Genomic DNA, 24,872 nt, shown 5'->3' with positions numbered 1-24,872 from the left:
GGCTATTCCTTGGGGAAGTCCAGCCCCATCTCGCGATAGCGATCGGGATCATCGCCCCAGTTCTCGCGCACCTTGACGAACAGGAACAGATGCACCGGCACGTCCAAGATCTGCATCAGCTCTTTGCGCGAGTCCGCGCCGATCGACTTGATGGTGGCGCCGCCCTTGCCGAGCACGATCTTGCGCTGGCTTTCACGCTCGACGAAGATCGTCTGCTCGATGCGCACCGACTTGTCCTTGCGCTCCTCCCACTTGTCGGTCTCGACCGTGGACTGGTAGGGCAATTCCTGGTGCAGCTTCTGATAGATTTTTTCGCGCGTGATTTCGGCAGCCAGCTGCCGCATCGGCGCGTCCGACATCTGGTCCTCGGGATAGAGGAACGGGCCTGGCGGCACCATCTCGGCCAACGTCGTGCGGATGTCGTCGACGCCGTCGCCTGAGATTGCCGCAATCATGAAGGTCTTCGCGAACTTCATGCGCTCGTTGGCGGCCTGCGCCAGCGCCAGTAGCTTCTCTCGCTGGACCAGATCGACCTTGTTGATCACCAAAATCTTCTCGTGGTTGACGCTGGCCGCCTTGGCGAGGATCGCCTCGGCCTCCTCGTCAATACCCGTCTTGGCATCGAGCAGCACGCAGACGAGATCGGCGTCGTGCGCCCCACTCCAGGCGGTCGAGACCATGGCGCGGTCGAGCCGGCGCTTGGGCAGGAAGATGCCGGGCGTGTCGACCAGGATGATTTGCGCGTTGTTCTCGATCACGATGCCGCGGATCAGCGCGCGCGTGGTCTGCACCTTGCGCGAGACGATCGTGACCTTGGCCCCGACCAGCGCGTTGACCAGGGTGGACTTGCCGACATTCGGCGCACCGATCAGCGCAACGAAGCCGCAGCGCGTCGCGGTGGGCGCCTCGCCGCTTGCTTCAGCCGTCATTGCCGCCGCCAACGCCTTCGCGTTCGATCATCACTGAAGCTGCCACCTTCTCTGCCGCGCGCTTGCTGCCGCCGATGCCTTCGGCCGGGGCCAATCCCGGCAGGTCCACCGCGACGCGGAACTGCGGATCGTGGTGCGGGCCGGTGCGCTCGACCTCGCGGTAGACCGGGGTCGGCAGCCCCTTCCCCTGCGCCCATTCCTGGAGCACGGTCTTGGGGTCGCGCAAGGGACGGCGCGGCTTGTGCATGCGCTCGGTCCAGTTGCGCCTGACGAACTCGGCTGCCGCCGCATGGCCGCCGTCGAGGAAGATCGCGCCGATCACGGCCTCGCAGATGTCCCCGAGCACGCTCTTGCGCAGACGGGCGTCGGCGCTGGGGCCGACCGAGCCGAGCTTGATGTCGTCGACGAGGTCGAGCGATTTTGCGACGTCGGCGCAGCTCTCCTTGCGCACGAGCTCGGCAAGCCGCTTCGACAGCTCGCCTTCGTCGGCGTTCGGGAAGGCGTGGTAGAGCATGTCGGAGACGACCAGCCCGAGCACGTGGTCGCCGAGGAATTCCAGTCGCTGATAGCTGTCGCCGCGCTTGCGCCCGGACTTCAGCGCCGAGACATGCGTGATCGCCTGCATCAGGAGGTTCGGATCAGTGAAGCTGTGGCCGATGCGCGCCTCGAGCGCCGCGTTCGCATCAGTGCCTTTGGCCTTGCTGCTTCGCGTCCGCTTCTTCTTCGCCGGCGTTTTGGTCGCAGCTTCGCCATCAGGGGCGCCTTGCGCCTCCGTCGGTGGGGTCGCGATGTCCTTGGCTTCGTCTTTCATCGAACGATTTTGAAGAAACGATTCCAGCGCACCGCCCACGGCCAGCGCCAGAACATCCAGGCATGCTCGCCTTCGGCGATGGAGAAGAAGATCATCTGGGCGCGGCCGATCAAATTCTCCTGCGGCACATAACCGACTTGGCCGAGGAAGCGGCTGTCGGTCGAGTTGTCGCGGTTGTCGCCCATCATGAAGAAGTGGCCCTGCGGCACCGTGTAGACGTTGGTGTTGTCCATGTAGCCGTTGTCGGCGCAGTCCAGCGTCTCGTAGGACACGCCGTTCGGCAGCGTCTCCTTCCAGCGCTTCACCCGGGAGATGCCGCCGCCTTCGGAGCCGCACGGATCCTCCCCAACAAACTCGCTCATGCGCTGCCGCTCGACCGGGGTGTCGTTGATGTAGAGCAGACCGTCCCGCATCTGGATGCGGTCGCCGGGAAGACCGATCACGCGCTTGATGTAGTCGGTGGAATCGTCCTTGGGCAAGCGAAACACGACGATGTCGCCGCGGTTCGGGTCCGAGCTCCAGATCCGCCCGGAGAACAGCGGCGGGGAGAACGGGATCGAATAGTGGCTATAGCCGTAGGAATATTTCGAGACGAACAGATAGTCGCCGACCAGCAGCGTCGCCTTCATCGAGCCAGACGGGATGTTGAACGGCTGGAACAGGAACGTGCGGATCACCAGCGCGATCAGCAGAGCGTGAATCACGACCCGGATCGTTTCGCCGACGCCGCTCTCAGTTTTCGTTCCCGAAGTCACGCTCATTGCTCTCTCAATTCCGGCCGGCGGTCACAGAGCGCCCTCCTCCCGCGAACAGCCCATCGGTTCGCGGCCCAAGGAGATTGTCCTGATTCTGATAGTGAGGGCCAATTCCGGCGTAAAGCCGAATTCACCCAGCCTGATTTGCGTCGGCGGACTTTTAGACCGTTGTCGAAGACCACGCAATCAAGGATCGCATCAAAACTGCATAAGACCTTGGTATTTCAAACGAATTATGAGATTTCCTGGATCCCTGTCAGGGCTTGGCCGGCGGAACGGCGGAAATGATGACGAAGGCCTGTGCGAGCGGCCAGTCGTCGGTGATCGACACATCGATCCGCGCCTCGAAACCCTCCGGCGTCAGGGCCTGAAGCCGGGCCAAGGCGCCGCCGGTCAGTTGCATGGTCGGCCGTCCCCCCGGCAGGTTGACCACCCCCATGTCGCGCCACCAGACGCCGCGCCTGATGCCGGTGCCGAGCGCCTTGGAGCAGGCCTCTTTGGCGGCAAAGCGCTTGGCGTAGGTCGCCACCACCATCTTCTCGTTCTTGGCGCGCCGCTCCGCCTTGGCCCGCTCGGCCACGGTGAAGATGCGGTCGAGGAAGCGCTCGCCGTGGCGCTCGATCACCTTGGCGACGCGGGTGATGTCGATCAGGTCCGAACCGATGCCGATGATCATGCCCGGCTCCGGCCCCGGTCCATCGCCGCGCGCATGCTGCGCACGGTCTCGGCCAGACCCACGAACAGCGCCTCTCCGATCATGTAGTAGCCGATATTGAGCTCCATGACCTCCGGCAAGGCCGCGATCGTCTCCGCCGTCGCATAGTCGAGCCCGTGTCCGGCATGGACCTCCAGCCCGGCAGCCTTGGCCAGCTTCGCCCCCGCCACGATCCGCTGCCATTCGGCTTCGGCCTTGTCGGTGTGGCCATCGGCGACGGCGTCGCACCAGGCGCCGGTGTGGATCTCAATGACAGGCGCGCGCAGCTGTGCCGCCATCTCGATCTGCGCGGGGTCGGCGGCGATGAACAGCGACACCCGGATGCCGGCATCGTTGAGCCGCGCGATATAGGGCGCGAGCGCATTGTGCTGGCCGACGACATCTAACCCGCCCTCGGTCGTCACCTCTTGCCGGCGCTCCGGCACGAGGCACACCGCATGCGGCTTGGTGGCGAGCGAGATGCGCATCATGTCGTCGGTCGCCGCCATCTCGAAATTGAGCGGCTTGGAGATCTCGGCCTTCAGCCGCGCCATGTCCTCGTCGCGGATGTGCCGGCGATCCTCGCGCAAATGCGCCGTGATGCCATCGGCGCCGGCCTCGATCGCGAGCAGCGCGGCGCGCACCGGATCGGGATTACGCCCGCCGCGCGCGTTGCGCAGGGTTGCGACATGGTCGACATTGACGCCGAGGCGGAGCGGAAGTGCGGGCATTTGCAGGACTCACGAAATCAGGGCGATAGACGCAGACGCTAAGCGTCTATCCATTAACACGTTCGACGCGGGCGACGACCGCCTTCGCGCGCAACTGGGCGAGGATCGCGCTCAAATGCTTCAGATCGTAGACTTCGAGGTCGATCGTCGTCTCCGTGAAATCAGGTGAGCGGCGCTGCATGCTGATGTTGTCGATATTGCCGTCGTGCTCGGCGATCACCGTCGCGATCTGTGCCAGCGCGCCGGGCTCATTGACGTTCTCGACCTTGATGCGGGCCGGGAAGCGCTGCGGCGCGGAATCCTCGATGTCCCAGCGCACGTCGAGCCAGCGCTCCGGCTCCTCCTCGAAATCCTTCAGGGCCGGCGCCTGGATCGGGTAGATCGTGATGCCCTCGCCCGGCGTGACGATACCGACGATGCGGTCGCCGGGCACGGCGCCGCCATTCGGCGCGAACTTCACCGGCAGGTCGGAATTGATGCCGCGGATCGGGATCGCGACCGGGCTGCGCGGCGACTCCGACGACTTCTCCTTGAGCTTGGCAGCGAGCCCCTTCTTGGCGCCATAGCGCGCGATGCGCTCCTCCTTGTAGTCGGGATACATCGCGCGCGCGACGTGGGAGGCCTTGATCTCGCCGCGGCCGACCGCCGCCATGACGTCCTCGATCGAGGTCCGCGCCAGCCGCGGCAGCGCGCCCTTGAGCTTGTCGTCGGCGTATTCGATCTTGGCCCGCTCGAACAGGCGCTCGACGATGCGCCGGCCGAGGCCGACATATTGATCACGCACGGCGGTGCGCGTGGCGCGGCGGATCGCGGCGCGCGCCTTGCCGGTGACCGCGAGCGTCTCCCAGGCCGATGGCGGCGCCGACTGCGCCTCCGAGGTCAGCACCTCGACCTCGTCGCCGTTCTGGAGCTCCGAAGACAGCGGCGCAAACTTGCCGTTGATCTTGCAGCCGACCGCGCTGTTGCCGACGTCGGTATGCACCGCATAGGCGAAGTCGATCACGTTGGCATGGCGCGGCAGCGCGATCAGCTTGCCCTTCGGGGTGAAGCAGAACACCTGGTCGTGGAACAGCTCGAGCTTGGTGTGCTCGAGGAATTCCTCGGGATTGGCACTCTCCGAGAGGATGCCGATGGTGTGGCGCAGCCAGGCGAACGCGTTGGACTCGCGCTTGAGGAACTCAGTCGGCGAGCCGACGCCTTCCTTGTAGAAGACGTGCGCGGCGATGCCGCGCTCGGCGATCTGGTCCATCGCCTCGGTACGGATCTGGAGCTCGACGCGCTGGTTCCCGGGGCCGATCACGGTGGTGTGGATCGAGCGGTAGTCGTTCTGCTTCGGCGTCGAGATGTAGTCCTTGAAACGCCCCGGCACGACCGGCCAGGTGGTGTGGACGATGCCGAGCGCGCGATAGCAGGCTTCGATGTCACTCACGACGAGGCGAAAGCCGAAGATGTCGGACAATTGCTCGAAGCCGACCGACTTGCGCTCCATCTTGGTCCAGATCGAGAACGGTTTCTTGCGGCGGCCATAGACCCGCGCGCCCAGCCCGCGGTGGCGCAGATTGTTGGAGAGCTGGTCCTCGATCTCGCCGATCAGATTGCGGTTGCGCTCGGCGAGCGCGTCGAGCCGCTGCATCACCACCGAATGGGCCTCAGGATCGAGGGTGCGGAAGGACAAATCCTCCAGTTCTTCGCGCATTTCCTGCATGCCCATGCGGCCGGCCAGCGGCGCATAGATGTCGAGCGTCTCCTCGGCAATGCGCCTGCGCGATTCCGTCGGCACGAAGTCCAGCGTGCGCATGTTGTGCAGGCGGTCGGCGAGCTTGACCAGAAGCACACGGACATCGTCGGCAATGGCCAGCAACAATTTGCGCAGGTTCTCGGCCTGCTTGGCCTCCCGCGACACCAGCTCCAGCCGCTTCAGCTTGGTCAGGCCCTCGACCAGCGCGCCGATCTCGGGCCCGAAGATCTGGTCGATCTCGGCCCGCGTCGCTTCGGTGTCCTCGATCGTGTCGTGCAGCAGCGCAGCCACGATGGTGGCGTCGTCGAGCTTGAGATCGGTGAGAATCGCTGCCACTTCGAGTGGGTGCGAGAAATAGGGGTCGCCCGAGGCGCGGGTCTGCGAGCCGTGCGCCTTCATCGCATAGACATAGGCGCGGTTGAGTAGATCTTCGTTGGTGTTGGGGTTGTAGGACCTGACGCGCTCGACGAGGTCATATTGACGCATCATGCGTGCGCGTGGCTTCGCCGGGCGCGGCACCGGCGCAGTCGGGGCCACGGCAACCGATTCGGTTGCGGCCTGCATCTGCATTGGTTTCCAGCGCCGATACACCATGCCGTCCTGCCTTCAAACGGACCCGGAGGCGGCCCGTTGTATACATCTTAACGCTGATCCCGGGCGCGTCCGATCAATTCGGTGACAGGGCGCGGCGCGGACCGACAACGCTATGGTAACCACGAAAACACCAACAAAAGCAAAGGCCCGAACAACGGTTCGGGCCTTGATAAGATCACAAGAGGTCGATGATTGCGACGGGACGATCTACTCGTCCTCCTCCGGCTGCTCCTCGGGCGGCGCGAGGCCTTCGAGGCCCTTCAGGAGCTCCTCTTCGGTCATGCGTTCGACGGCGACCTCAGTATCATCCGCATCGACGCTCGCACCCGCGGAACCGATCAGCGGCACCGTATCGGGCTCGGGCTCGTCGACCTCGACGAACTTCTGGAGCGAGTGCACCAGCTCCTCGCGGAGGTCCTCCGGCGAAATGGTCGTCTCGGCAATTTCGCGCAAAGACACAACGGGGTTCTTGTCGTTATCGCGGTCAACCGTTAGTTGTGAACCGGACGAAATCATGCGGGCACGGTGGGCGGCCAGCAGGACCAGGTCAAAGCGGTTGTCGACCTTGTCGATACAATCTTCTACGGTGACGCGAGCCATGGCCTGTCGCTCCGTTGTGGGTGGGACGAAATATGTGGATGATCGGGGCTAGTTATAGGGAGCGGGCCGATTTCGCAAGGCCAATTTGTGATTTGGCCTCGCCAAACGGCTCTGGTACCCCCACATTGGGGTCGGAATGGGTGATTTGCCGGGCTGCCATCGAAGTTAGCGCCGGGCGTGTGGACCGCCATAACTATACCTTGATTGCCCCGACTTCTCCGGATTTGCGGTTTCGACGGGTTTCGACGGCGCCTTAAGACCTGCGCGGCTCGCTGCCGCCGCGCCAACAATAAACGATCAATCACGAGCACTACGCGAGCAAACTGAATGTCACTTTCTCCTACCAACAAGATCGCGCTCTTCATCGACGGGGCCAATCTCTACGCGACGGCGAAAACTCTGGGCTTCGACATCGATTACAAGCGCCTGCTGAAGGAGTTTCAGAGCCGCGGGACGCTGCTTCGGGCGTTCTACTACACCGCCATCATCGAGGATCAGGAATACTCCTCGATTCGCCCGCTGATCGACTGGCTGGACTACAACGGCTACACCGTCGTCACCAAGGCGACCAAGGAATTCATCGACGCCTCCGGCCGCCGCAAGGTCAAGGGCAACATGGACATCGAGCTTGCCGTCGACGCCATGGAGCTCGCCGAGCATATCGACCAGATGGTGCTGTTCTCGGGTGACGGCGACTTCCGCTCCCTGGTCGAGGCCGTCCAGCGCCGCGGCGTGCGGGTCACCGTGGTCTCCACCATCGCCAGCCAGCCGCCGATGATCGCCGACGAGCTGCGCCGCCAGGCCGACGTCTTCACTGACCTCGTCGAGCTGCAATCCAAGCTCGGCCGCGACCCGTCCGAACGCCCCGCCCCGCGCGACCGCGGCGAGCGCGAGGGACGCCACCACGCTCCGCAATTCCTCCAGCGCGCAACCACGATGGCGCCGAGGGGCGATGACGACTTCGAGGAGTGAGGCGGCCCGGTCAAGCCGCCAGCCTTCCACCGTCGTTCCCGACCGTGACTGCCCGCTCTGTCCGCGCCTGGTCGCCTTTCGCGAGGCCAACCGCGCGCGCGAGCCATCGTGGCACAATGCGCCGGTTGCGCCCTTCGGTGACATCAAGGCGCGCCTCTTGATCGTCGGCCTTGCGCCGGGGATGCAGGGAGCCAACCGCACCGGCCGTCCCTTTACCGGCGACTATGCCGGTGATCTCCTCTACGCGACGCTGGTCGAATATGGATTTGCCAAGGGCACCTATCAGGCGCGCCCCGATGACGGCCTGAAGCTGATCGATTGCCGGATCGCCAACGCAGTGCATTGCCTGCCGCCGCAGAACAAGCCGCTCCCGATCGAGATCACCACCTGCCGCCAATTCCTTGCGGCGAATCTCGCGACCATGCCGAACCTGCGCGTGATCGTCGCGCTCGGGCGGATTGCGCACGACAGCGTGCTCAAGCCGCTGAATCTGAAGGGCTCGCAAGCCCCCTTCGGCCATGGCGTCGTCCACCAGGCCGGCGCGTTCAAGCTCTACGACAGCTACCATTGCTCGCGCTACAACACGAATACCGGCGTGCTGACGCCCGACATGTTCCGGTCCGTGTTCGCGAAGGTGAAGGCCGATCTCGATTAGAGCTTGGTGCAGTTGGGCCGGTCGGTTGTCCGGGTTCACCTCTCCCCGACGGGGAGAGGTGAACCCTCGGCTCGCATCGATTCAACCAAAACTCATCCCACCTTAGCTAGCGATCTAGCCCTTGGCGGGATTGGCCTTCAGCCAGTCGAGCACATCGCCGGCATTCCGGTCGGGCGGAAACACCGGATAGAACACGTGCGTGATCCTGGCGTCGTCGATGATCAGCGCGAGCCGCTTGATCAGCGTCAGGCCTGCCACCTCCATCGTCGGCAAATTCAGGGCGCGCGTCAGCGCCAGCTTCTCGTCCGAGAGCACTGGGAACGGCAGATGTAGCCGCGAGGCCATCTCGATCTGGTAGTCGTTGCTCTGGGTCGAGAGACCGAACACGTGCGAGGCGCCAGCCGCCTTCAAATCGGCAAACAGATCTCGGAACGCGCAAGTCTGTGGGGTGCAGCCGCGCGCGCCCGGGATCATGTCCCAATCGTCGACCAGCGCGATCTTGCCGGGTTCGCCGGTGCGGGGATAGGCAAACACGACGGTACGGCCGCGCAGCGCCGACAGCGTGATTGACCTATCGTCCGTCGCGAGCAGGCCGATCGGCGGCAACGTCATGCCCCTCAGATGGGCGGCGCCACCGTCGTCGGCAGGCGCGGGAATCCGGCTCCAATCGACCTCGAGCAGGTTCCTCTGGGTCATCCTGCTATCCCCTCGCCCGCATCAGGCGGCCCTTCTCGCGGCTCCAGTCGCGCTTCTTCTCGGATTCGCGCTTGTCGTGCAGCTTCTTGCCTTTGGCAACCGCCAGCTGCAATTTGGCGCGACCGCGTTCGTTGAAGTAGAGCTTGAGCGGGATCAGCGTCATGCCCTCGCGGTCGACCGCGCCCATCAGCTTGTTGATCTGCCGGCGGTGAAGCAGCAGTTTTCGCGGCCGTTTGGGCTCGTGATTGAAGCGATTGCCCTGGAGATATTCAGGAATGGTGGCGTTGATCAGCCAGATCTCACCGTTCTTCGAGTCGGCGTAGGATTCCGCGATCGTGCTCTTGCCGTTGCGGATCGACTTGACCTCGGTGCCGGTCAGCGCAATGCCCGCCTCGATCGTATCCTCGATGGCGTAGTTGAAGCGGGCCTTGCGATTCTCCGCCATCACCTTGATCGGACGTTCGTTCTTATCGGCCATCGCAGACAAACCTGATCAAGATGCGCACGGATTCTAACAGTTCGGATGAAGCGCGCGCGTCAAGACTTCTTGAGGAGATCACGGATCTCAGTCAGCAGCTCGACCTCGGCCGACGGCTTAGGCGGCGCCGCAGGCGCGGCCTGCTCCTTCTTCAGTCGGCTCATCACCCGGATCGCCAGGAACAGCACAAAGGCGATGATGATGAAGTTGATCGTCAGCGTGAGGAAGTTGCCCCAAGCAAGTACGGCGCCTTGCTTTTTCGCTTCAACCAAATTGGTGGCGGTGACCGCCTTCGACAAGGGGGTGAAGTAGTTTGAGAAGTCGAGCCCGCCGGTAGCGGCGCCGATGATCGGCATGATCACGTCGCCGACCAGCGAATTGACGATGGCACCGAAGGCCGCACCGATGATGACGGCGACCGCGAGGTCGACGACGTTGCCCTTCATGGCGAATTCGCGGAACTCCTTGAGCATTTGCATGCCCTTCTCCTCGACGCTCATGAAACGCTCCCCAAACGCCAATGCGTCAGTTGATGAGGCCGGCGTGCACCATTGCGCTGCGCACGGCGACGCGGGTCGGCTCGGAGACCGGCACCATCGGCAGCCGCAGCGTCTCGTCCAGCTTGCCGAGCAGCGACATCGCGTACTTGATCGGCGCCGGATTGCTCTCGATGAAGAGGTTGTTGTGCAGCGGCATCAGCTTGTCGTGAAGCTTCAGGGCAGTAGCATGGTCGCCCTTCTGCCAGGCCACGTGGAACTCCGCGCATAGGCGCGGCGCGACGTTCGAGGTCACCGAGATGCAGCCATGGCCGCCATGGGCCATGTAGCCGAGGATGGTCGCGTCCTCGCCGGAGAGCTGGTTGAAGTCCTCACCCATCGCCGCGCGCTGTTGCGACACGCGGACCATGCTGGCGGTGGCGTCCTTGACGCCGGCGATGTTCTTCAGCTCCCACAGCCGCTTCATGGTGTCGACCGACATGTCGATCACCGAGCGCGGCGGGATGTTGTAGATGATGATCGGGATGCCGATCGCATCGTTGATCGCCTTGAAGTGCTGATACATGCCTTCCTGGGTCGGCTTGTTGTAGTAAGGCGTCACGATCAGCACGGCGTCCGCGCCCGCCTTCTCGGCGTGCTGAGAGAGCTCGATCGCCTCCTTGGTCGAGTTGGAGCCGGCACCCGCGATGACAGGCACGCGGCCCTTGGCTTCAGCGATGCACCATTCGACGACCTTCTTGTGTTCGTCATGGCTCAGCGTCGGGCTCTCGCCGGTGGTGCCGACCGGCACCAGGCCGTTGGTGCCTTCTGAGATCTGCCAATTGACCAGCGAGCGGAACGCCGCCTCGTCCAGCGAGCCGTTCTTGAACGGCGTGACCAAGGCGGTGAACGACCCCCGGAATTTCGTCTTGGCTGCCATGGACTTCCTCCGTACGCGGCGATCTCTTGAGCAAGCCCCATACATATCGGGTCTATCCCGCCGGTAAAAGGCCCGCCGCCGTGTGACGCACCGTTTAGGCCGCGATTTTGCCGCGGTGATGGTGCAAATCGGCCCGAGGTAAGCGGCTGTTGGTATTTTGTCCGCATATTCAATCAATACAGCTAGATTTTGGGCCACTTGACTGATTCGGGGCGACGAAACGCCGTGACCTCCTTTCCTCGTGCCGCATGGCGATCCACCGGTCTGGTCGTATGCCTGATGGCAGGGTTGTCCGTCGGTTGTGCCGCCTTGGCCAAGTCCAGTGACAGGTCCGACAAGTCCAACGAGACGACCGCGGACGAGGCCAAGAACTCCGCGAAGCCAGCCGCCAAGGACTCGTCCAAGGGAACCGGCAAGGAAACTTCAAAGGATACGGCCAAGGGCGCCAACAAGGGCGCCAGCAAGAGCGCGGCCAGCGCCCCGACCAAGGATGCCGCGAACAAATCGGCCAAGGACGCTGGGAAGAACGCCGGCAAGGAACCCACCAAGGACAAGCCCAAGCCGGCGGCAGCATCCAAGCCCGCGGCAGCATCCAAGCCTGCGGCAGCGGCCGCCGCGCCAACTTCAAAACCGACCGCCAACGGCGCGCCGTCCAAGCCCGCACCCGCCCCGGCTTCGACGGCCACCGTCAGACCCACCGCCCCGGCCGCCGCCAGACCGTCCGCAGCTCCCGTGCTGGCTCCTGCGACCCGCCAGCATGCAGCGCCGCGCAAGCCGCTCATACCGGCCGCGGTCGCCGCAACGTCGTCGACGTCGCAGGCCGACAAGGACACGCTGGAAAACGTCATCGAGCTCGTGCGCAAGCGCAAGGCGGGCGACGCCACCAATTATGCTGCTTCGATCTCGGATCCCGTTGCGCGAAAGCTGGCGGAATGGATCATCCTGCGCAGCGAGGACAATGGCGCGACCGTGGAGCGCTACCGCGCCTTCCTGTCCGCCAATCCGAGCTGGCCGTCGCAGACCTTCCTGCGCCGCCGGCTCGAGGCTGCGATGTGGGACGACAGGCGTGACGATTCAGTTGCGTGGTCGTGGTTCGAGAATGAGTCCCCGATCTCCGCCAAGGGTCGCTTCACGCTTGCCAAGGCGATGCTGGCGCGCGGCGACCGCGCCAACGCCGAGCGGCTGGTGCGCGAGGCCTGGCGCAGCGATCCGATGTCGGAGGACACCGAGAACAACGCGCTCGACCAGTTTGGCGCCCTGCTGACGGCGGGCGATCAGAAAGCGCGGATGGACACCCTGCTCTACGGCAGCGAGAGCGAAGCCGCGTTGCGCGCCGCCAAACGCCTCGGCGGCGGCTATGTCGCGCTCGCCAAGGCTCGCATCGCTGCCGTCAAGAAGGCGCCGAATGCGCGCGCGCTGCTCGATGCCGTGCCGCGCGAGCTGCACAGCGATCCCGGCTTCATCTTCAGCAAGATCCAGCTCCTGCGCCGTGAGGAGAAGTTTGCCGAAGCAGCGCAGCTCATGCTCTCGGCGCCGAAGGATCCGAACCGGCTCCACAATCTCGACGAATGGTGGATCGAGCGGCGCCTCCTGGCACGCAAGATGATCGACACCGAGGAATTCCGCAGCGCCTATCTGATCGCGCGCGATGCCGCCCTGCCCTCGCGCGACATCTACAAGACCGAGCAGGAGTTCACCGCGGGCTGGATCGCGCTGCGCTTCCTCAACGATCCCGCGACCGCCGCCCAGCACTTCGCCCGTATCGGCGTGGGCAGCGTCAACCCGACCACGCTGGCGCGCGCCGGCTATTGGCAGGGCCGCGCTGCGGAAGCGATGGGGCGCCAGCAGGAAGCGCGCAACGCCTATGCCCGCGCCGCCGAGCAGTCGACCAGCTATTACGGCCAGCTCGCGCGCGCGAAACTCGGCCTGCCGCAGATCGAGCTCAACAACCCGCCGCGCGGACGCGGCGCCGAACGGCTGGAGATCGTGCGCGCCGCGCAACTGCTCTACGAGCTCGACGAGCGCGAGCTCGCGGTGCCCATGCTCGCCGACATGGGCGAAAACGGCGATCCCGAAGCGCTTGCCGGCCTCGGCGAGCTCACCCAGCGCTACACCGACGCGCGCGGCATGCTGCTGCTGGGCAAGGCCGCGCTCAATCGCGGCCTGCCGTTCGACTTCTACGCCTACCCCGTCAACGGCATTCCGCAGTTCACGCCGATCGGCCCCCAGGTCGAGCGCAGCATCGTCTATGCGATCGCGCGGCAGGAGAGCGCATTCAATCCGTCGGTGGTCTCGCCGGCGCAGGCCTATGGGCTGATGCAGGTGACGCCGGACGCCGCGCGTTACGTCTGCAAACGCCACGGCGCGACCTACGACCTGTCCCGGCTGAAGAACGATTCGGTCTACAACGCCACGCTCGGCTCGGCCGAGCTCGGCGGACTGCTAGAGGATTATCGCGGCTCCTACATCATGACGTTTGCCGCCTACAATGCCGGCCGCGGCAGCGTGAGGAAGTGGGTCGAGCGCTACGGCGATCCGCGCGACCCGAAGGTCGACGCAGTCGATTGGGTCGAGCTGATCCCCTTCTCCGAGACGCGCAACTACGTGCAGCGGATCATGGAGAACCTTCAGGTCTACCGCGCCCGCTTCGGCGGAGGCACGCGGTTGCAGATCGAAGCCGATTTGCGCCGCGGCACTGGCAGCGTGGAATAGCAACACCCTCGCCCGATTTGCTGCCGGGAGCATCGGTGGCAAGCGATGCCGTCAGGCATTAAGTCTCCGACGGACTGCGCAGTCACGCGACCTTCGGGCGCCCTTCCCAAGACGAGCCTCGATCGAGGTCTGCAAGATCGCTTGCCACATCGACAAGCTCACCGTTGTCCGCTGTCTGAAGACTGAACGCAGCGGTCGCGCCCAGCTGCAAGGCCCAGATCGGCGGGTCGCTTTGCAAGGCGGATCGGTCAGCGACAGTCTGCCCATGCGCGCTTCGGACGGAGATGCGAGCTGCGCGCAAATCCCTCTCTCGCAGCGGCTTCAATCAGGTCTCGGCGAACGATCGATCAACGGAGCGCGAGGCGTCCACTCGGCCGTCATGACGAGGCGAGAACAAGCCGGCAAAAGAAAAGCCCCGGCGGTTTCCCGCCGGGGCTCTCTGTCAGGTCGTTAGACCGAACTTACCAGTTGCGCTGAGCGCGGAGCAGCAGCGTGAAGCTGTCCTGGTCCTTCAGCTCATAGACCGCCGTCGGCTTGGCAACGGTAGCAGCCGGTGTAACACCGATTACGCCGGCATACTTCTGATCCAGACGCGTCCAGTTGAAGTCGGCCGAGAACGTCAGGTTCTTCACCGGGGTCCAGCGAGTGATCACACCCACCTGGCCGATGTTGAAATCAGGGTTACACGAGGTAACGCCTGGCACTGCGAGGAAGCCGGCGAAGCCGCCGCCACCGCAAAGGAAGTTCTTGGCAAGCGATCCGAACGATGCATGCGCATAGGCACCATAGATAGCGGTGTTCCAGTACGGATCCCAGTTATGGGTGTACGCACCACGGAAGCCCCAGGTCTTCACAGATTCCTGGTTGGAACCGGGGACGAACACCGTATCAGGCGCATTGGCGAAGCCGATGCTCTGATACGCAATGCCCGAACCGCCGTACATCGCGTACGAGCTACCCGCGAGGTTCTGGAAGTTGTAGCGGGTCGCGCCATCCGTGTAGACGCCCTGGATGTTGATCGTGTCACCCGCACCGGTCGGGATGTTCTTGATCGACAGAGCGAGCTGAACCGCCCAGCCCCACTTGTCGTCGGGGTGGCCAGTGGTCTCGGTCGCGCCGTAGTAGGCAACGTGGTTGTCATGCGCAGCAACCGATGCCTGGAACAGACCCCAGGCCTGGTCGACACGGACCATACCGACGAGGTTCGGCGAACGCGAACCGCCGATGGCGTTCGAGCCGTAGGAACCCCCAACGACGCCGGCAGCAGTGATGCCAAACAGGTTGAGGTTGCCGGCCTGATAGTAGGCCGTCGCGTCTTCCGCCGAGAACGCCGCCGTCACGCCCTGACCGAAGTCAGCGGTGTAGGTGAACTGGTTGACGCCAGTGACCGTGCCGCTGCCGCCGACGAGGCTGTCGATGTTGTTGCCGGGATAGTTGGTCCAGGGCGCGTCGAACTGCGACACGGCCTTACCCATCGTGAAGCCAGCGAACTGGATGAAGGCGTAGTACACGCCGAGCGAACCGCCCGAGGTGCCGCCGTCCGTCGGATTGATGGTGGTGTTACCAGCCGTCGTGAAGGTAGCGGCGGTCGTGCCCGTGGCCGAGCCGGTGCCGACGTAGCCGGCGGTGGTCCAGGAGAACGTCGCATCGAAGAAGGTGCGGACGACGCCGTATTCGGTGGCGGTGCGCGTGTCGATGTTGAGATCTTCACGAGCGCGCGCGGTGTAGTAGTTGCTCAGGCGGTTGTGCGCACCGGCGGGAGCGCCGTTCGCAATGCCGTAGACGCTGTTGGTGCCCAGCGCGACTTCGGCGCGCAGGTAGCCACCCAGCTTGATGCAGGTGTCAGTGCCGGGGATGTAGTAGAATCCTGCACCGTACAGGGAGCAGATCTTCACGTATTCGACCGCCTTGGCCTTCACGGGCAGATCGGCTGCCTGCGCTCCGCCCACGGCGATCAGACCCGCCGCTGAGCCGAGCAAAAGGCTCTTAACCAACTTCATGTTAAACCTCCAAGTTGCTCTTCAGGGAAGGTCACTGACCGGACGGCCAATTCCCCAACCCCCTCTAAATCACCGCTTTCGGCTCCTTCGCGTCTTCGGACACACCCGCATGAACGCGAGGGACTTAAGCGAATGACCTAAACGGGACGACCTTGGGATGCCCCCCTCCGTCGCTCAGTCACAATTACCGAACGTCCTTGCACACACAACAAAAGAACGCTCCGAAGCGGGCCTATGAGACGTGTTTTCCGACGGGTGTTGCACAAATAACACGTAGATGTGATCGCGGCACGCTCACAACACATTGTTTTTATTTATGTTTTCAAGGCGGTTCCGCTTGCCGTCAAAATTCCGCACCTAGGGCGCGGCAAGCGGAGGGCTGTGATGTGGCGATCCTGGCGCGCTCGAATCGTAGAATCGGACGAGACTCAAGCACAGTCCGAATCTCGCTCAGCCCAACGGTTATCGATGGCGGCGAAACGGCCTTGGCCCCGACACGCGAGGCCAAATCTCGACCAGGTCAGCTCTCTCTATCTATGTGTGGTGCAGGGGTATCTATGTCCGGGCCAGCTTGGCTGGCGGAGACGGAGGGATTCGAACCCTCGATAGGCCTTTACAAGCCTATAACGGTTTAGCAAACCGCCGCCTTCAGCCACTCGGCCACGTCTCCAATGTGCCGGGTATGCCCGACACGGCGGCGGGCCGCAAGCGGCAGAATTGAGGGCGGCGGGTTCTTTTCACCTGAAAGCTGACGAGCGGCCGGCGGCGCAAGCCTCGCGAATGGATCCTCGCGGCGAGTTCCTGCGATTCGCACTGACCTTATATATGCGTGCGCGCGTCTAGCGGCTGGATCGCCAGATCCGCCAGTGCGAGGGCGATATCAGCACCGCCTCGCCCGCCCAGACGTTGAACCAGACGCCAGACCTGCGCCGGCATGGAAAAGTCCAGGGCAAAATGCCCGTCTTGTGGAACCGCCCGAGTTCCAGATCGCAGTCGTCGGGCGCGATCTGAATCGGAAGCCATCGGCCATTGTTTGGCCTATTCTGGTCGGGGTCGCTCATACCGTGCGGATCTAGGGGACCGCACGACGAGGGAATTTGATCCAGCGCAACCGAACTCACCCGTGGAAACACGGATGCGGATGCGATTCTCAGTTCAGTGGGTGGAGACCCACGCCCTCGCCTCGCGCTGCGCGGCCGAGATCTCGGCGTCCGACATCTGCCCGGCGACCTCCTGGCGCAGCGCCACGGCGTCCTTGCGGCCCTTCAGCGCGGCGAGGTTGAACCATTTATGCGCGGCAACGAGATCGACGAGGCCGGAGCGGCCACTCGCCCAATAGATGCCGCGCTCGAACAGCACATCCGAGAGCGCGCTCGCGTCGATCGGCGTCGCGGTCTCCAGATCGAAGGTACCCTGAAACATGTCGCATCCCCTTTTTTCTTATGCCGTCTCGTTCCCTCGAGCGCGGCTCCCGTCCAACTCTGATGTGCATGACCCTTCCCGGGATCGTGCACTGTTCAACTCATCCCCATTGCCGTTTGCCGGCTTGTTGGAGGCGATGATGGCGGGCAAATTTGAATGGCAGTTTAAGTATCGCGATGAAGCAGACGTAAACGCGAACGCGCGGTGCCTGCGCAGGGAATTCGAAAAGTCCCTGACTTGCAGATACTTCTGCAATTCGTCAGATTCGGTTTACCTTGCGATTTTGGGGGAACGATAACCATCGCGCGCGGTGGCGGATGTCCTGCGGTTACGATTTGTCGGAGCGGATCGCCGTCGTGGCCGCACCCGCTCAGTCATGCCCCGCCACCGGGTCTCGCCTCCGGCGAGCCCGATGACAGGCTCCGGCGGGGAATGCAGGACGCCGCGGCGGATCTACTCGACCAATGCCATCCCGGAATACTGGATCGCCCGGTCGGAGCCGGGCGATGACGCCGCGAACGGAGAAGCGGCGTGCGAACAGCGTGCAATCAGGCCGCAGCCCTTGCCTGCCCCAAGGCAGTGCGAGCAAGGCGCGCGGCCGCGTCGCGGTCAGATCAGCAATGTCGGGAAAGGAATGCCGGCAATGCCCCGGCTTCAAGAGAACGAGGGCGTCGGCGAACACGTCAGGACCAGATTCCACGTTGGCCCGAAGGCCGCTTGTGAAATTGCGGAGCCCCTTGAGGAGAACCGCACCGAACGAAGAAAACTCGTTTCTTCTGCCGGACCGCGAAAGAGAAACGATCCGACCGTTGACCTGATGTCTCGCCGACACCCTCTATCGTCGACCAGAACCTTTAGGAGGCGCTGATGACGTGCCGGCTATGTAGCCGGCAACTTCAGAAGCGAAGTTACTTCTTCTTCTTCGCGACCTTGCGGGTCTTCTTCGCAGTCTTCTTCACTGCGCTCTTCGCCTTCTTCGCCTTCTTCGCTTTCTTGGCCATGTTGCCCTCCGATGTGTGAGATGGCTTTAATCGCTGCGTGCACTCGGGGATCGAATGCACTTCATCCCGAATACACCAACACGAAGAAAAAAACAGCGTCTCGCTTAAAGAAGTGTTGACGGCGCAACGCGCGTGCGCTTGGCGAGCGCGACGCAAGCGCACTGCATCTCGTGTGCTTGCGATCGCTGAGAGTGGGCGCATCGTCGGCATTTGCGACGGATGCGATTGCAGAAAAACACTATGCAGCAAGTATTTTTCCGCGCGCATGCATCGCGCATGAGCAACGCGATGATGAGCGTCGCGAGTCGCGCGATCGCCTCGCGAAGGCGTTTCGCGGACTCTGAGTCGCGACTTTTGGCAACGAAAAAATTTTCATGCTTAACGGCGCGAACGCTCGCCTGAGCGTGTGCAAGCCGCCGTTTTGCGCGAATCGCGCGCTGGCGATTCGGCCGCCGCATCACCGTCGATCGGGATGAAGTTTACCGCCGAGGATGCGCGCGAGCGTCGCACCAAGAGCGGAAAGCGAGGAGGTGACGAAGCGTGTTCGTCACCTCATTCAAACGCGCGAGGCTAGACGCCGAGCTTGGACTTGAGCAGCTCGTTGACGCTCTGCGGGTTGGCCTTGCCGCCGGACGCCTTCATCACCTGGCCGACGAACCAGCCGAGCGACTGCGGCTTGCCCTTGACCTGCGCGGCCTTGTCGGGATTGGCCGCGATGATGTCGTCGACAACCTTTTCGATCGCCGAGAGGTCGGTGACCTGCTTCATGCCGCGGCTTTCCACCAGCGCGCGGGGATCGCCACCCTCCTGCCAGACGATCTCGAACAGATCCTTGGCGATCTTGCCTGAGATCGTGCCCTCGCCGATCAGGTCGATGATCCCTGAGAGCTGCTCGGCGTTGACGGGAGAGTCCGTAATACCCCGGCCTTCCTTGTTGAGACGGCCGAACAACTCGTTGATCACCCAGTTCGCCGCCATCTTGCCGTCACGGGCGCGGTTGGCAAGCTTGTCGAGCACCGTCTCGTAGAACACTGCGCTCTCGCGCTCGGCGACGAGCACGCTGGCGTCGTAGGCCGACAGGCCGAAGTCGGCGACGAAGCGCGTCTTCTTCTGGTCCGGCAGCTCGGGGAGTTCAGCCTTCAGCTCGTCGACGAATTCCTGGCTGAACTCCAGCGGCAGCAGGTCGGGATCGGGGAAGTAGCGATAGTCGTGCGCCTCTTCCTTGGACCGCATCGAGCGCGTCTCGCCCTTGTTGGGGTCATAGAGCCGCGTTTCCTGGTCGATCGCCCCGCCATCCTCCAGAATTTCGATCTGACGCCGCGCCTCGTACTCGATCGCCTGGCCGATGAAGTTGATCGAGTTCATGTTCTTGATCTCGCAGCGGGTGCCGAGCGGACCGCCGGGCTTGCGCACCGAGACGTTGACGTCGGCGCGCAAGCTTCCTTTCTCCATGTCACCGTCGCAGGTGCCGAGATAGCGCAGGATCGAGCGTAGCTTGGTCACATAGGCCTTGGCCTGCTCGGCATCGCGGATGTCGGGCTTGGAGACGATCTCCATCAGCGCCACGCCGCAGCGGTTGAGGTCGACATTGGACATGGTCGGCGACCGGTCGTGCAGCAGCTTGCCGGCGTCCTGCTCCAGATGCAGCCGCTCGATGCCGACGGTGACGCTGCGGCCGCCGTCGAGCTCGACCAGCACCTCGCCCTCGCCGACGACCGGCGACTTGTACTGGCTGATCTGGTAGCCCTGCGGCGAGTCCGGATAGAAATAGTTCTTGCGGTCGAACACCGAACGCAGATTGATCTTCGCGTTGAGGCCGAGACCGGTCCGGACAGCCTGTCTGACGCATTCCTCGTTGATGACGGGCAGCATGCCGGGCATCGCGGCGTCGACGAGCGACACGTGGCTGTTCGGCTCGCCGCCGAACGCGGTCGAGGCGGCCGAGAACAGTTTCGAGTTCGAGGTCACCTGCGCATGGATCTCCATGCCGATGACCATCTCCCAATCGCCGGTGGCGCCCTTGAGAAGCTTGTGCGTGGCCGTGCTCATGTCTTGCTCCCGAGCAGCGTGGCCGCGATCCGCTGCCACTCTGCTTCCAATGAATCCTTTGCTGTGGGCTGGCCGGCCTCGCGGTACCAATAGCCGGCATTGCCGAGATCGCCTTCGACGCGGTGCAGGTAGGCGTGCACCCAAGCCGCCTCACAGCTGCTCTCGTCCTGAACGATCTTGTGCGCGCGGTCCCAGTCGCCTTTGGCCGCCCACCAGAGTCCGGCGAGCGGCGCGTTCAATTCCGGCGCTGGCGCCGCGCCGTCGAGGCTCGCAATGAACGCCGCGACATTCACCACCACCTCGCGGGCGTGAAGCGGCCGGCGGCCTGCTCGATCACCTCGCCGAGCGAGAACAGCGTCTCCTCGTTGAAGGGACGGCCGATCAGTTGCAAGCCGAGCGGAAGGCCTTGCGCGTCCTTGCCGGCGGGCACGGCGATGCCGGGCAGGCCCGCCATGTTCACGGTCACCGTGAAGATGTCGTTGAGGTACATCTCGACGGGATCGGCGCCGCCCTTCTCGCCGATGCCGAAGGCTGCCGACGGCGTCGCTGGCGTCAGGATGGCATCCACGCCCTTTGCGAAGCAGTCCTCAAAATCCTTCTTGATCAGCGTGCGCACCTTCTGGGCGCGCAAATAGTACGCGTCGTAATAGCCGGCTGAGAGCACATAGGTGCCGATCATGACGCGGCGCTTCACCTCTGCGCCAAAACCTTCGGCGCGGGTGTTTTCGTAGAGTTCGATGATGTTCTTCGCCGGTTCGCGCAGGCCGTAGCGGACACCGTCATAGCGCGCGAGGTTGGAGGAGGCCTCCGCCGGCGCCACGATGTAATAGGCCGGCAGAGCATATTTGGTGTGCGGCAGCGACACCTCGACGAGCTCGACGCCGGCACTCCTGAGCCAGGCCGCGCCCGCTTCCCAAAGTTTTTCGATCTCCGCCGGCATGCCATCGAGGCGATACTCCCGGGGGATGCCGATCTTCATGCCCTTCACGGACTTGCCGATCGCAGCCTCGTAGTCCGGCACCGGGATGTCGACCGAGGTCGTGTCCTTCGGGTCATGACCCGCCATGGAGCGCAGCAGCATCGCGCTATCGCGCACGCTGCGCGCGATCGGACCGGCCTGATCGAGCGAGGAGGCAAAGGCGACGATGCCCCAGCGCGAGCAGCGGCCATAGGTCGGCTTGATGCCGACGGTCGCGGTGAACGCCGCGGGCTGGCGGATCGAGCCGCCGGTGTCGGTCGCGGTCGCGCCCATGCAGAGCAGCGCCGCCACGGCCGAGGCCGAACCACCGGATGAGCCGCCGGGCACCAGCGTCGTGTTCGAGCCGTCGCGCCGCCAGGGATTGCCGACCGGGCCGAAGCACGAGGTCTCGTTCGACGAGCCCATCGCGAACTCATCATTGTTGAGCTTGCCGAGCATCACCGCGCCGTCGCGCCAGAGCTGCGAGGTCACGGTGGACTCATAGGTCGGCACGAAATTGCCGAGGATCTTCGAGCAGGCCGTGGTGCGCACGCCCCTGGTCGCAAACAGATCCTTGATGCCGAGCGGGATGCCGGCGAGCGGACCGGCGTCGCCCTTGGCGATCCTGGCGTCCGCCTCGCGCGCCATGCTTCGCGCCTGGTCCGGCGTCTCCATGACGAAGGCATTGAGCACGCGCGCGGCTTCGATCGCGGAAAGATGCGCGTCGGTCAGCTCGAGCGACGTGAAGGTCTTGGCCGCGAGGCCCTTGCGGGCCTCGGCGAGCGTCAGCGATGTCAAATCGGTCATTTATTGATCGGGCTGCAGAAGAACGGAGACAGGGTCTTGTCGTTGGCCGGGTCGTCTTTTTTGGCGGCTGCTTTCGCGGCGGCCTCGATCTCGTCGAGCACGGCATTGACGGCGACGTTGGGATCGGCAGCCTTGCCCTGCCGCTCCATCTTGTCGAGATAGTTCATATAGGCCTGATAGGCCTTCTCATCGTCGCAAAGCAGGCACATCGGACTACGTCCTGAATTAAATTACTCGACGACCTTGGGCACCAGGAAGAAGTGTCCTTCGGTCGCAGGCGCGTTCGCAACGATATCGTCGGCGATCTCGCCGTCATTGACCACGTCTTGCCGCTTCTTCATCTGCATCGGGGTGACCGAGGTCATCGGCTCCACGCCCTCGACATTGACCTCCGAGAGCTGCTCGACAAAGGCGAGCATGGCGTTGAGCTCGCCCTGCAGATGCGGAACCTCGCCCTCGGAAACCGCAATGCGCGCCAGATGCGCGATGCGGCGGACGGTAGCGGCGTCGACGGACATTATATAAGGCCTCTCACGGCAAAACCTAACCGCCGTATAGCAGAGGCCGCTTTTGCGCCGCAACCGGCGCTTCCCGCCTAGCCAGCAAGCGCTTTCATGCAGGCCAGCGCCGATTTGGCGAGATCCCGGGTCAATTCGGCCGCCGGGACCTCGCGGCCGAGGGCTACGGCCTGGCCGGCCCAGAGATTGGTGAAGTCCACCCTGCCCTGCTTTTCGGCAGCCGCCTTGAGCGGCCCCAGCGCGGTCGCGGCATGGGGAAAGGGCGGCGCGTCCGGCGACACCGGGCCCGCCTCGCGCATCAGGCGGTTCTGGACACCGCGCGCCGGACGGCCGGTCATGACATTGGTGATGACGGTCGACTCGTCGCCCGCCTCGGCGAGCGCCTTGCGGCCTCCGGCCGTGACCTTGGATTCCGGACAGCGCAGATAGGCACTGCCGATCTGCACACCGGATGCACCGAGCGCAAAGGCCGCGGCAATGCCGCGCCCGTCCGCGATGCCGCCGCATGCGATGACAGGCACCTTCACGGCGTCGACGACCTGCGGCACCAGCGCGAACGTGCCGGGCTGCTCGGCGATCTTGTCGGTCAGGAACATGCCGCGATGACCGCCCGCCTCCGCGCCCTGCGCGATGATGGCATCGACGCCGCGCTGCTCGAGCCAGACCGCTTCCTTCACCGTAGTGGCGGACGAGATCACGAGGCAGCCGGCTGCCTTGACGCGCTTGAGCAGAGTTTGCTCCGGCAAGCCGAAGTGAAAGCTGACGACTTCCGGCTTCAGCTCCTCGACGACCTCGCAGAAGGCAGCATCGAACGGCGCACGGTTCGCCGCAGCGATCGGCGCGGCGGGATCGAGGCCATGCTCGGTGTAATAGCCCGCCAGCCGCTGCTTCCAGCGCGCCTCCGCCTCGGCCGTGAGCTCGACCGGCGTGTGGCAGAAGAAGTTCATGTTGACCGGCGCCTTCACGCGCTGGCGGATGAGGCCAACCTGCTCGCGTGCCTTCTCCGCCGAGATCATCGCGCAAGGCAGCGACCCCAGCGCCCCGCCCTGCGCGGCCGCAATCACCAGCTCCGCATCCATCACGCCCGCCATCGGCGCCAGCACGATCGGGAATTCGGTCTTGAAGAGATCGATCAGTCGACGGTCAGGCCACATGGGTTCTCTCACTACTTATTTTCCTTACCCTCCCCTGGGGGGGGAGGGTCGATCGCGCGTAGCGCGAGCGGGGTGGGGTGACAGTCTCTCCTCGGAGGCACTGCCCACCTGGAGAGATCACCCCACCCCGCCACGCATTTCGCTTCGCTACATGCGAAGCGACCCTCCCCCTCCAGGGGAGGGTGGAAGAGCGTGCGTACCTCTCACCGAGTTGCGCCGTCCGGCAAGCAGCTGCTCGGCTTCAGCCGCAATGCGTTCGACGATCTCCGCGGCAGACGGAATGTCATGGATCAGGCCGACCGCCTCGCCGGCAAAAACCGCAGCAATCTCGAAATTGCCTGCGGCCTTCGCCGCAGCATACTCCACGGCGACCTCGCTTGCGCGCTGCATCAACTCGATCTCACGACCGGTCCAGCGCTTGATGTGATCATTGACCAGCGAGCGCGCGGTAAATGGCGCCGGCCAGAACAGATTTCGCGACCAATCGAACACGACGCCGCGCACGGTGTCATTGCTATCGGCTTCACGAATGCGTCGCTTCGCTTCCTCCGCGCCATTGGCCTCCAGGCTCGCATAAAAGCGCGTGCCGATCAGCACGCCAGATGCGCCGAGCATCATCATTGCGGCGAGGCCTCGGCCATCGGCGATACCGCCGGCCGCGACGACCGGCACGCGCCCTGCCGCGAGATCGACGATCGCAGGCACGATGTCGATCGTGGTGCGTGATGCGCCATGGCCGCCGGCCTCGGTACCTTGTGCAATCAGGATGTCCGCCCCGGAATCGAGCCCCTGCTTCGCCATGTCCTCGCTCTGCACCTGGCAGATCAATCGCGCGCCGCCCGCCTTGATGCGCGGCGCGAACGGCGCGGGATCACCGAATGACAGCATGATGGCCTGCGGGCGAGCGTCGAGTGCGATGTCGAGCAATTCGGGCTGTTTTGCCAGACTCCAGGTGATCAAGCCGATACCGAACGGCGCAAAGCCCTTCAGCTCTGCGGCCTCTGTCTGAAGCCGGGCACGGTCGCCGTAGCCACCACCCAGGATGCCGAATCCGCCAGCCCCACTGACAGCGCGGGTCAGCCGGCTGCCGGCGATGGTGTCCATCGGCGCCGACAGGATCGGATGCTTGATCCCAAGAAGGTTCGTCAGCGACGTCGCGATCGGCATGCGTCCTCCCACTCT

The 24,872-nt window shown here is 64.0% G+C and carries 23 protein-coding genes and 1 tRNA gene; 3 read left to right on the top strand and 21 right to left on the bottom strand.

The genetic code is table 11. The annotated features are described in order from the left end of the window. Positions 1-2: 2 nt before the first annotated feature. The 7 genes from era to rpoZ all read right to left on the bottom strand — a co-directional run bounded on the left by era (position 3) and on the right by rpoZ (position 6,852). Positions 3-929 carry a GTPase Era gene (gene era / locus XH85_RS21315; RefSeq protein WP_128933343.1) on the bottom strand — a complete coding sequence of 309 codons (927 nt, stop codon included), beginning with the start codon at positions 927-929 and terminating at the stop codon, positions 3-5. Next, positions 919-1,740 (bottom strand): ribonuclease III, encoded by an 822-nt coding sequence (gene rnc / locus XH85_RS21310; RefSeq protein ID WP_128933342.1) that lies wholly within the window; start codon positions 1,738-1,740, stop codon positions 919-921. Before rnc ends, era begins: the two co-directional genes overlap by 11 nt. Continuing rightward, entirely contained in the window at positions 1,737-2,501 is a 765-nt protein-coding gene (gene lepB, locus XH85_RS21305; protein WP_091893218.1) for a signal peptidase I, read from the bottom strand. Before lepB ends, rnc begins: the two co-directional genes overlap by 4 nt. A gap of 250 nt (positions 2,502-2,751) precedes the next feature. Next, entirely contained in the window at positions 2,752-3,171 is a 420-nt protein-coding gene (gene acpS, locus XH85_RS21300; protein WP_128933341.1) for a holo-ACP synthase, read from the bottom strand. Continuing rightward, positions 3,168-3,920 (bottom strand): pyridoxine 5'-phosphate synthase, encoded by a 753-nt coding sequence (locus XH85_RS21295; protein ID WP_128933340.1) that lies wholly within the window; start codon positions 3,918-3,920, stop codon positions 3,168-3,170. The genes acpS and XH85_RS21295 overlap by 4 nt, the downstream gene beginning before the upstream one ends. Positions 3,921-3,966: 46 nt before the next feature. Next, complete coding sequence (locus tag XH85_RS21290) at positions 3,967-6,252, bottom strand: RelA/SpoT family protein (protein WP_128933339.1); 2,286 nt, start codon at positions 6,250-6,252, stop codon at positions 3,967-3,969. A 207-nt stretch (positions 6,253-6,459) separates the two neighbouring features. Further along, positions 6,460-6,852 (bottom strand): DNA-directed RNA polymerase subunit omega, encoded by a 393-nt coding sequence (rpoZ, locus tag XH85_RS21285; protein ID WP_007603391.1) that lies wholly within the window; start codon positions 6,850-6,852, stop codon positions 6,460-6,462. A gap of 327 nt (positions 6,853-7,179) precedes the next feature. Between rpoZ and XH85_RS21280 the strand changes: the two genes are divergently transcribed. Together XH85_RS21280 and XH85_RS21275 are read left to right on the top strand one after the other, a co-directional pair. Beyond that, on the top strand, positions 7,180-7,824 hold the full coding sequence (locus XH85_RS21280; protein WP_128933338.1) for a LabA-like NYN domain-containing protein: 645 nt from the start codon (positions 7,180-7,182) through the stop codon (positions 7,822-7,824). Further along, positions 7,805-8,479, top strand: a complete 675-nt coding sequence (locus XH85_RS21275) for a uracil-DNA glycosylase (RefSeq protein WP_128933337.1) — start codon at positions 7,805-7,807, stop codon at positions 8,477-8,479. The genes XH85_RS21280 and XH85_RS21275 overlap by 20 nt, the downstream gene beginning before the upstream one ends. Positions 8,480-8,593: 114 nt before the next feature. Here the strand turns inward: XH85_RS21275 and XH85_RS21270 are convergent, their stop codons facing one another. The 4 genes from XH85_RS21270 to dapA are packed head-to-tail and all read right to left on the bottom strand — an operon-like array spanning position 8,594 to position 11,069. Beyond that, positions 8,594-9,175 carry a peroxiredoxin gene (locus XH85_RS21270; protein ID WP_128933336.1) on the bottom strand — a complete coding sequence of 194 codons (582 nt, stop codon included), beginning with the start codon at positions 9,173-9,175 and terminating at the stop codon, positions 8,594-8,596. A gap of 4 nt (positions 9,176-9,179) precedes the next feature. Continuing rightward, entirely contained in the window at positions 9,180-9,653 is a 474-nt protein-coding gene (gene smpB, locus XH85_RS21265; RefSeq protein ID WP_024341117.1) for an SsrA-binding protein SmpB, read from the bottom strand. Between the two features lie 59 nt (positions 9,654-9,712). Continuing rightward, positions 9,713-10,126: a large conductance mechanosensitive channel protein MscL gene (gene mscL, locus XH85_RS21260; RefSeq protein WP_091899100.1), complete on the bottom strand. Its 414-nt coding sequence runs from the start codon at positions 10,124-10,126 to the stop codon at positions 9,713-9,715. A gap of 52 nt (positions 10,127-10,178) precedes the next feature. Continuing rightward, entirely contained in the window at positions 10,179-11,069 is an 891-nt protein-coding gene (dapA, locus tag XH85_RS21255) for a 4-hydroxy-tetrahydrodipicolinate synthase (RefSeq protein WP_128933335.1), read from the bottom strand. A gap of 279 nt (positions 11,070-11,348) precedes the next feature. Between dapA and XH85_RS21250 the strand changes: the two genes are divergently transcribed. Next, positions 11,349-13,781: a transglycosylase SLT domain-containing protein gene (locus XH85_RS21250; protein ID WP_164940804.1), complete on the top strand. Its 2,433-nt coding sequence runs from the start codon at positions 11,349-11,351 to the stop codon at positions 13,779-13,781. 461 nt (positions 13,782-14,242) lie between these two features. Here XH85_RS21250 and XH85_RS21245 read toward each other — a convergent pair whose 3' ends face one another. The 10 genes from XH85_RS21245 to XH85_RS21180 all read right to left on the bottom strand — a co-directional run bounded on the left by XH85_RS21245 (position 14,243) and on the right by XH85_RS21180 (position 24,857). Then, positions 14,243-15,781: a porin gene (locus tag XH85_RS21245; protein WP_128933333.1), complete on the bottom strand. Its 1,539-nt coding sequence runs from the start codon at positions 15,779-15,781 to the stop codon at positions 14,243-14,245. Positions 15,782-16,357: 576 nt separating this feature from the next. Beyond that, positions 16,358-16,451 (bottom strand) — tRNA-Ser (locus XH85_RS21235). Positions 16,452-16,936: 485 nt separating this feature from the next. After that, complete coding sequence (locus XH85_RS21225) at positions 16,937-17,203, bottom strand: hypothetical protein (protein WP_092193244.1); 267 nt, start codon at positions 17,201-17,203, stop codon at positions 16,937-16,939. 1,571 nt (positions 17,204-18,774) lie between these two features. Beyond that, positions 18,775-20,253, bottom strand: a complete 1,479-nt coding sequence (gene gatB, locus XH85_RS21210; protein WP_128933331.1) for an Asp-tRNA(Asn)/Glu-tRNA(Gln) amidotransferase subunit GatB — start codon at positions 20,251-20,253, stop codon at positions 18,775-18,777. Beyond that, positions 20,250-20,552, bottom strand: a complete 303-nt coding sequence (locus XH85_RS21205; RefSeq protein ID WP_128933330.1) for a hypothetical protein — start codon at positions 20,550-20,552, stop codon at positions 20,250-20,252. Before XH85_RS21205 ends, gatB begins: the two co-directional genes overlap by 4 nt. Further along, complete coding sequence (gatA, locus tag XH85_RS21200; protein WP_128933329.1) at positions 20,543-22,018, bottom strand: Asp-tRNA(Asn)/Glu-tRNA(Gln) amidotransferase subunit GatA; 1,476 nt, start codon at positions 22,016-22,018, stop codon at positions 20,543-20,545. The genes XH85_RS21205 and gatA overlap by 10 nt, the downstream gene beginning before the upstream one ends. Then, a complete protein-coding gene (locus XH85_RS21195; protein ID WP_027547180.1) occupies positions 22,015-22,227 on the bottom strand; it encodes a hypothetical protein in 213 nt (70 codons plus the stop codon). The genes gatA and XH85_RS21195 overlap by 4 nt, the downstream gene beginning before the upstream one ends. Positions 22,228-22,248: 21 nt before the next feature. After that, positions 22,249-22,536, bottom strand: a complete 288-nt coding sequence (gatC, locus tag XH85_RS21190; RefSeq protein WP_007611211.1) for an Asp-tRNA(Asn)/Glu-tRNA(Gln) amidotransferase subunit GatC — start codon at positions 22,534-22,536, stop codon at positions 22,249-22,251. Between the two features lie 77 nt (positions 22,537-22,613). Further along, complete coding sequence (locus tag XH85_RS21185; protein ID WP_128933328.1) at positions 22,614-23,690, bottom strand: NAD(P)H-dependent flavin oxidoreductase; 1,077 nt, start codon at positions 23,688-23,690, stop codon at positions 22,614-22,616. 147 nt (positions 23,691-23,837) lie between these two features. Continuing rightward, positions 23,838-24,857: an NAD(P)H-dependent flavin oxidoreductase gene (locus tag XH85_RS21180; protein ID WP_128933327.1), complete on the bottom strand. Its 1,020-nt coding sequence runs from the start codon at positions 24,855-24,857 to the stop codon at positions 23,838-23,840. Positions 24,858-24,872: the final 15 nt, after the last annotated feature.

It is taken from the genome of Bradyrhizobium zhanjiangense, from assembly GCF_004114935.1.
GTDB lineage: Bacteria > Pseudomonadota > Alphaproteobacteria > Rhizobiales > Xanthobacteraceae > Bradyrhizobium > Bradyrhizobium zhanjiangense.
Note: the sequence above shows the minus strand (reverse complement) of the source record. Positions and strands in the feature narration are given on the sequence as shown.

Coding starts and splice junctions, on each gene's coding strand:
- era (WP_128933343.1), bottom strand. CDS start 929: ATGACGGCTGAAGCAAGCGGCGAGGCGCCCACCGCGACGCGCTGCGGC.
- XH85_RS21250 (WP_164940804.1), top strand. CDS start 11,349: ATGGCAGGGTTGTCCGTCGGTTGTGCCGCCTTGGCCAAGTCCAGTGAC.
- lepB (WP_091893218.1), bottom strand. CDS start 2,501: ATGAGCGTGACTTCGGGAACGAAAACTGAGAGCGGCGTCGGCGAAACG.
- gatB (WP_128933331.1), bottom strand. CDS start 20,253: ATGAGCACGGCCACGCACAAGCTTCTCAAGGGCGCCACCGGCGATTGG.
- gatA (WP_128933329.1), bottom strand. CDS start 22,018: ATGACCGATTTGACATCGCTGACGCTCGCCGAGGCCCGCAAGGGCCTC.
- XH85_RS21290 (WP_128933339.1), bottom strand. CDS start 6,252: ATGGTGTATCGGCGCTGGAAACCAATGCAGATGCAGGCCGCAACCGAA.
- XH85_RS21270 (WP_128933336.1), bottom strand. CDS start 9,175: ATGACCCAGAGGAACCTGCTCGAGGTCGATTGGAGCCGGATTCCCGCG.
- dapA (WP_128933335.1), bottom strand. CDS start 11,069: ATGGCAGCCAAGACGAAATTCCGGGGGTCGTTCACCGCCTTGGTCACG.
- XH85_RS21180 (WP_128933327.1), bottom strand. CDS start 24,857: ATGCCGATCGCGACGTCGCTGACGAACCTTCTTGGGATCAAGCATCCG.
- XH85_RS21280 (WP_128933338.1), top strand. CDS start 7,180: ATGTCACTTTCTCCTACCAACAAGATCGCGCTCTTCATCGACGGGGCC.
- XH85_RS21245 (WP_128933333.1), bottom strand. CDS start 15,781: ATGAAGTTGGTTAAGAGCCTTTTGCTCGGCTCAGCGGCGGGTCTGATC.
- XH85_RS21195 (WP_027547180.1), bottom strand. CDS start 22,227: ATGTGCCTGCTTTGCGACGATGAGAAGGCCTATCAGGCCTATATGAAC.
- rpoZ (WP_007603391.1), bottom strand. CDS start 6,852: ATGGCTCGCGTCACCGTAGAAGATTGTATCGACAAGGTCGACAACCGC.
- smpB (WP_024341117.1), bottom strand. CDS start 9,653: ATGGCCGATAAGAACGAACGTCCGATCAAGGTGATGGCGGAGAATCGC.
- rnc (WP_128933342.1), bottom strand. CDS start 1,740: ATGAAAGACGAAGCCAAGGACATCGCGACCCCACCGACGGAGGCGCAA.
- acpS (WP_128933341.1), bottom strand. CDS start 3,171: ATGATCATCGGCATCGGTTCGGACCTGATCGACATCACCCGCGTCGCC.
- XH85_RS21185 (WP_128933328.1), bottom strand. CDS start 23,690: ATGTGGCCTGACCGTCGACTGATCGATCTCTTCAAGACCGAATTCCCG.
- XH85_RS21295 (WP_128933340.1), bottom strand. CDS start 3,920: ATGCCCGCACTTCCGCTCCGCCTCGGCGTCAATGTCGACCATGTCGCA.
- XH85_RS21225 (WP_092193244.1), bottom strand. CDS start 17,203: ATGTTTCAGGGTACCTTCGATCTGGAGACCGCGACGCCGATCGACGCG.
- mscL (WP_091899100.1), bottom strand. CDS start 10,126: ATGCTCAAGGAGTTCCGCGAATTCGCCATGAAGGGCAACGTCGTCGAC.
- gatC (WP_007611211.1), bottom strand. CDS start 22,536: ATGTCCGTCGACGCCGCTACCGTCCGCCGCATCGCGCATCTGGCGCGC.
- XH85_RS21275 (WP_128933337.1), top strand. CDS start 7,805: ATGACGACTTCGAGGAGTGAGGCGGCCCGGTCAAGCCGCCAGCCTTCC.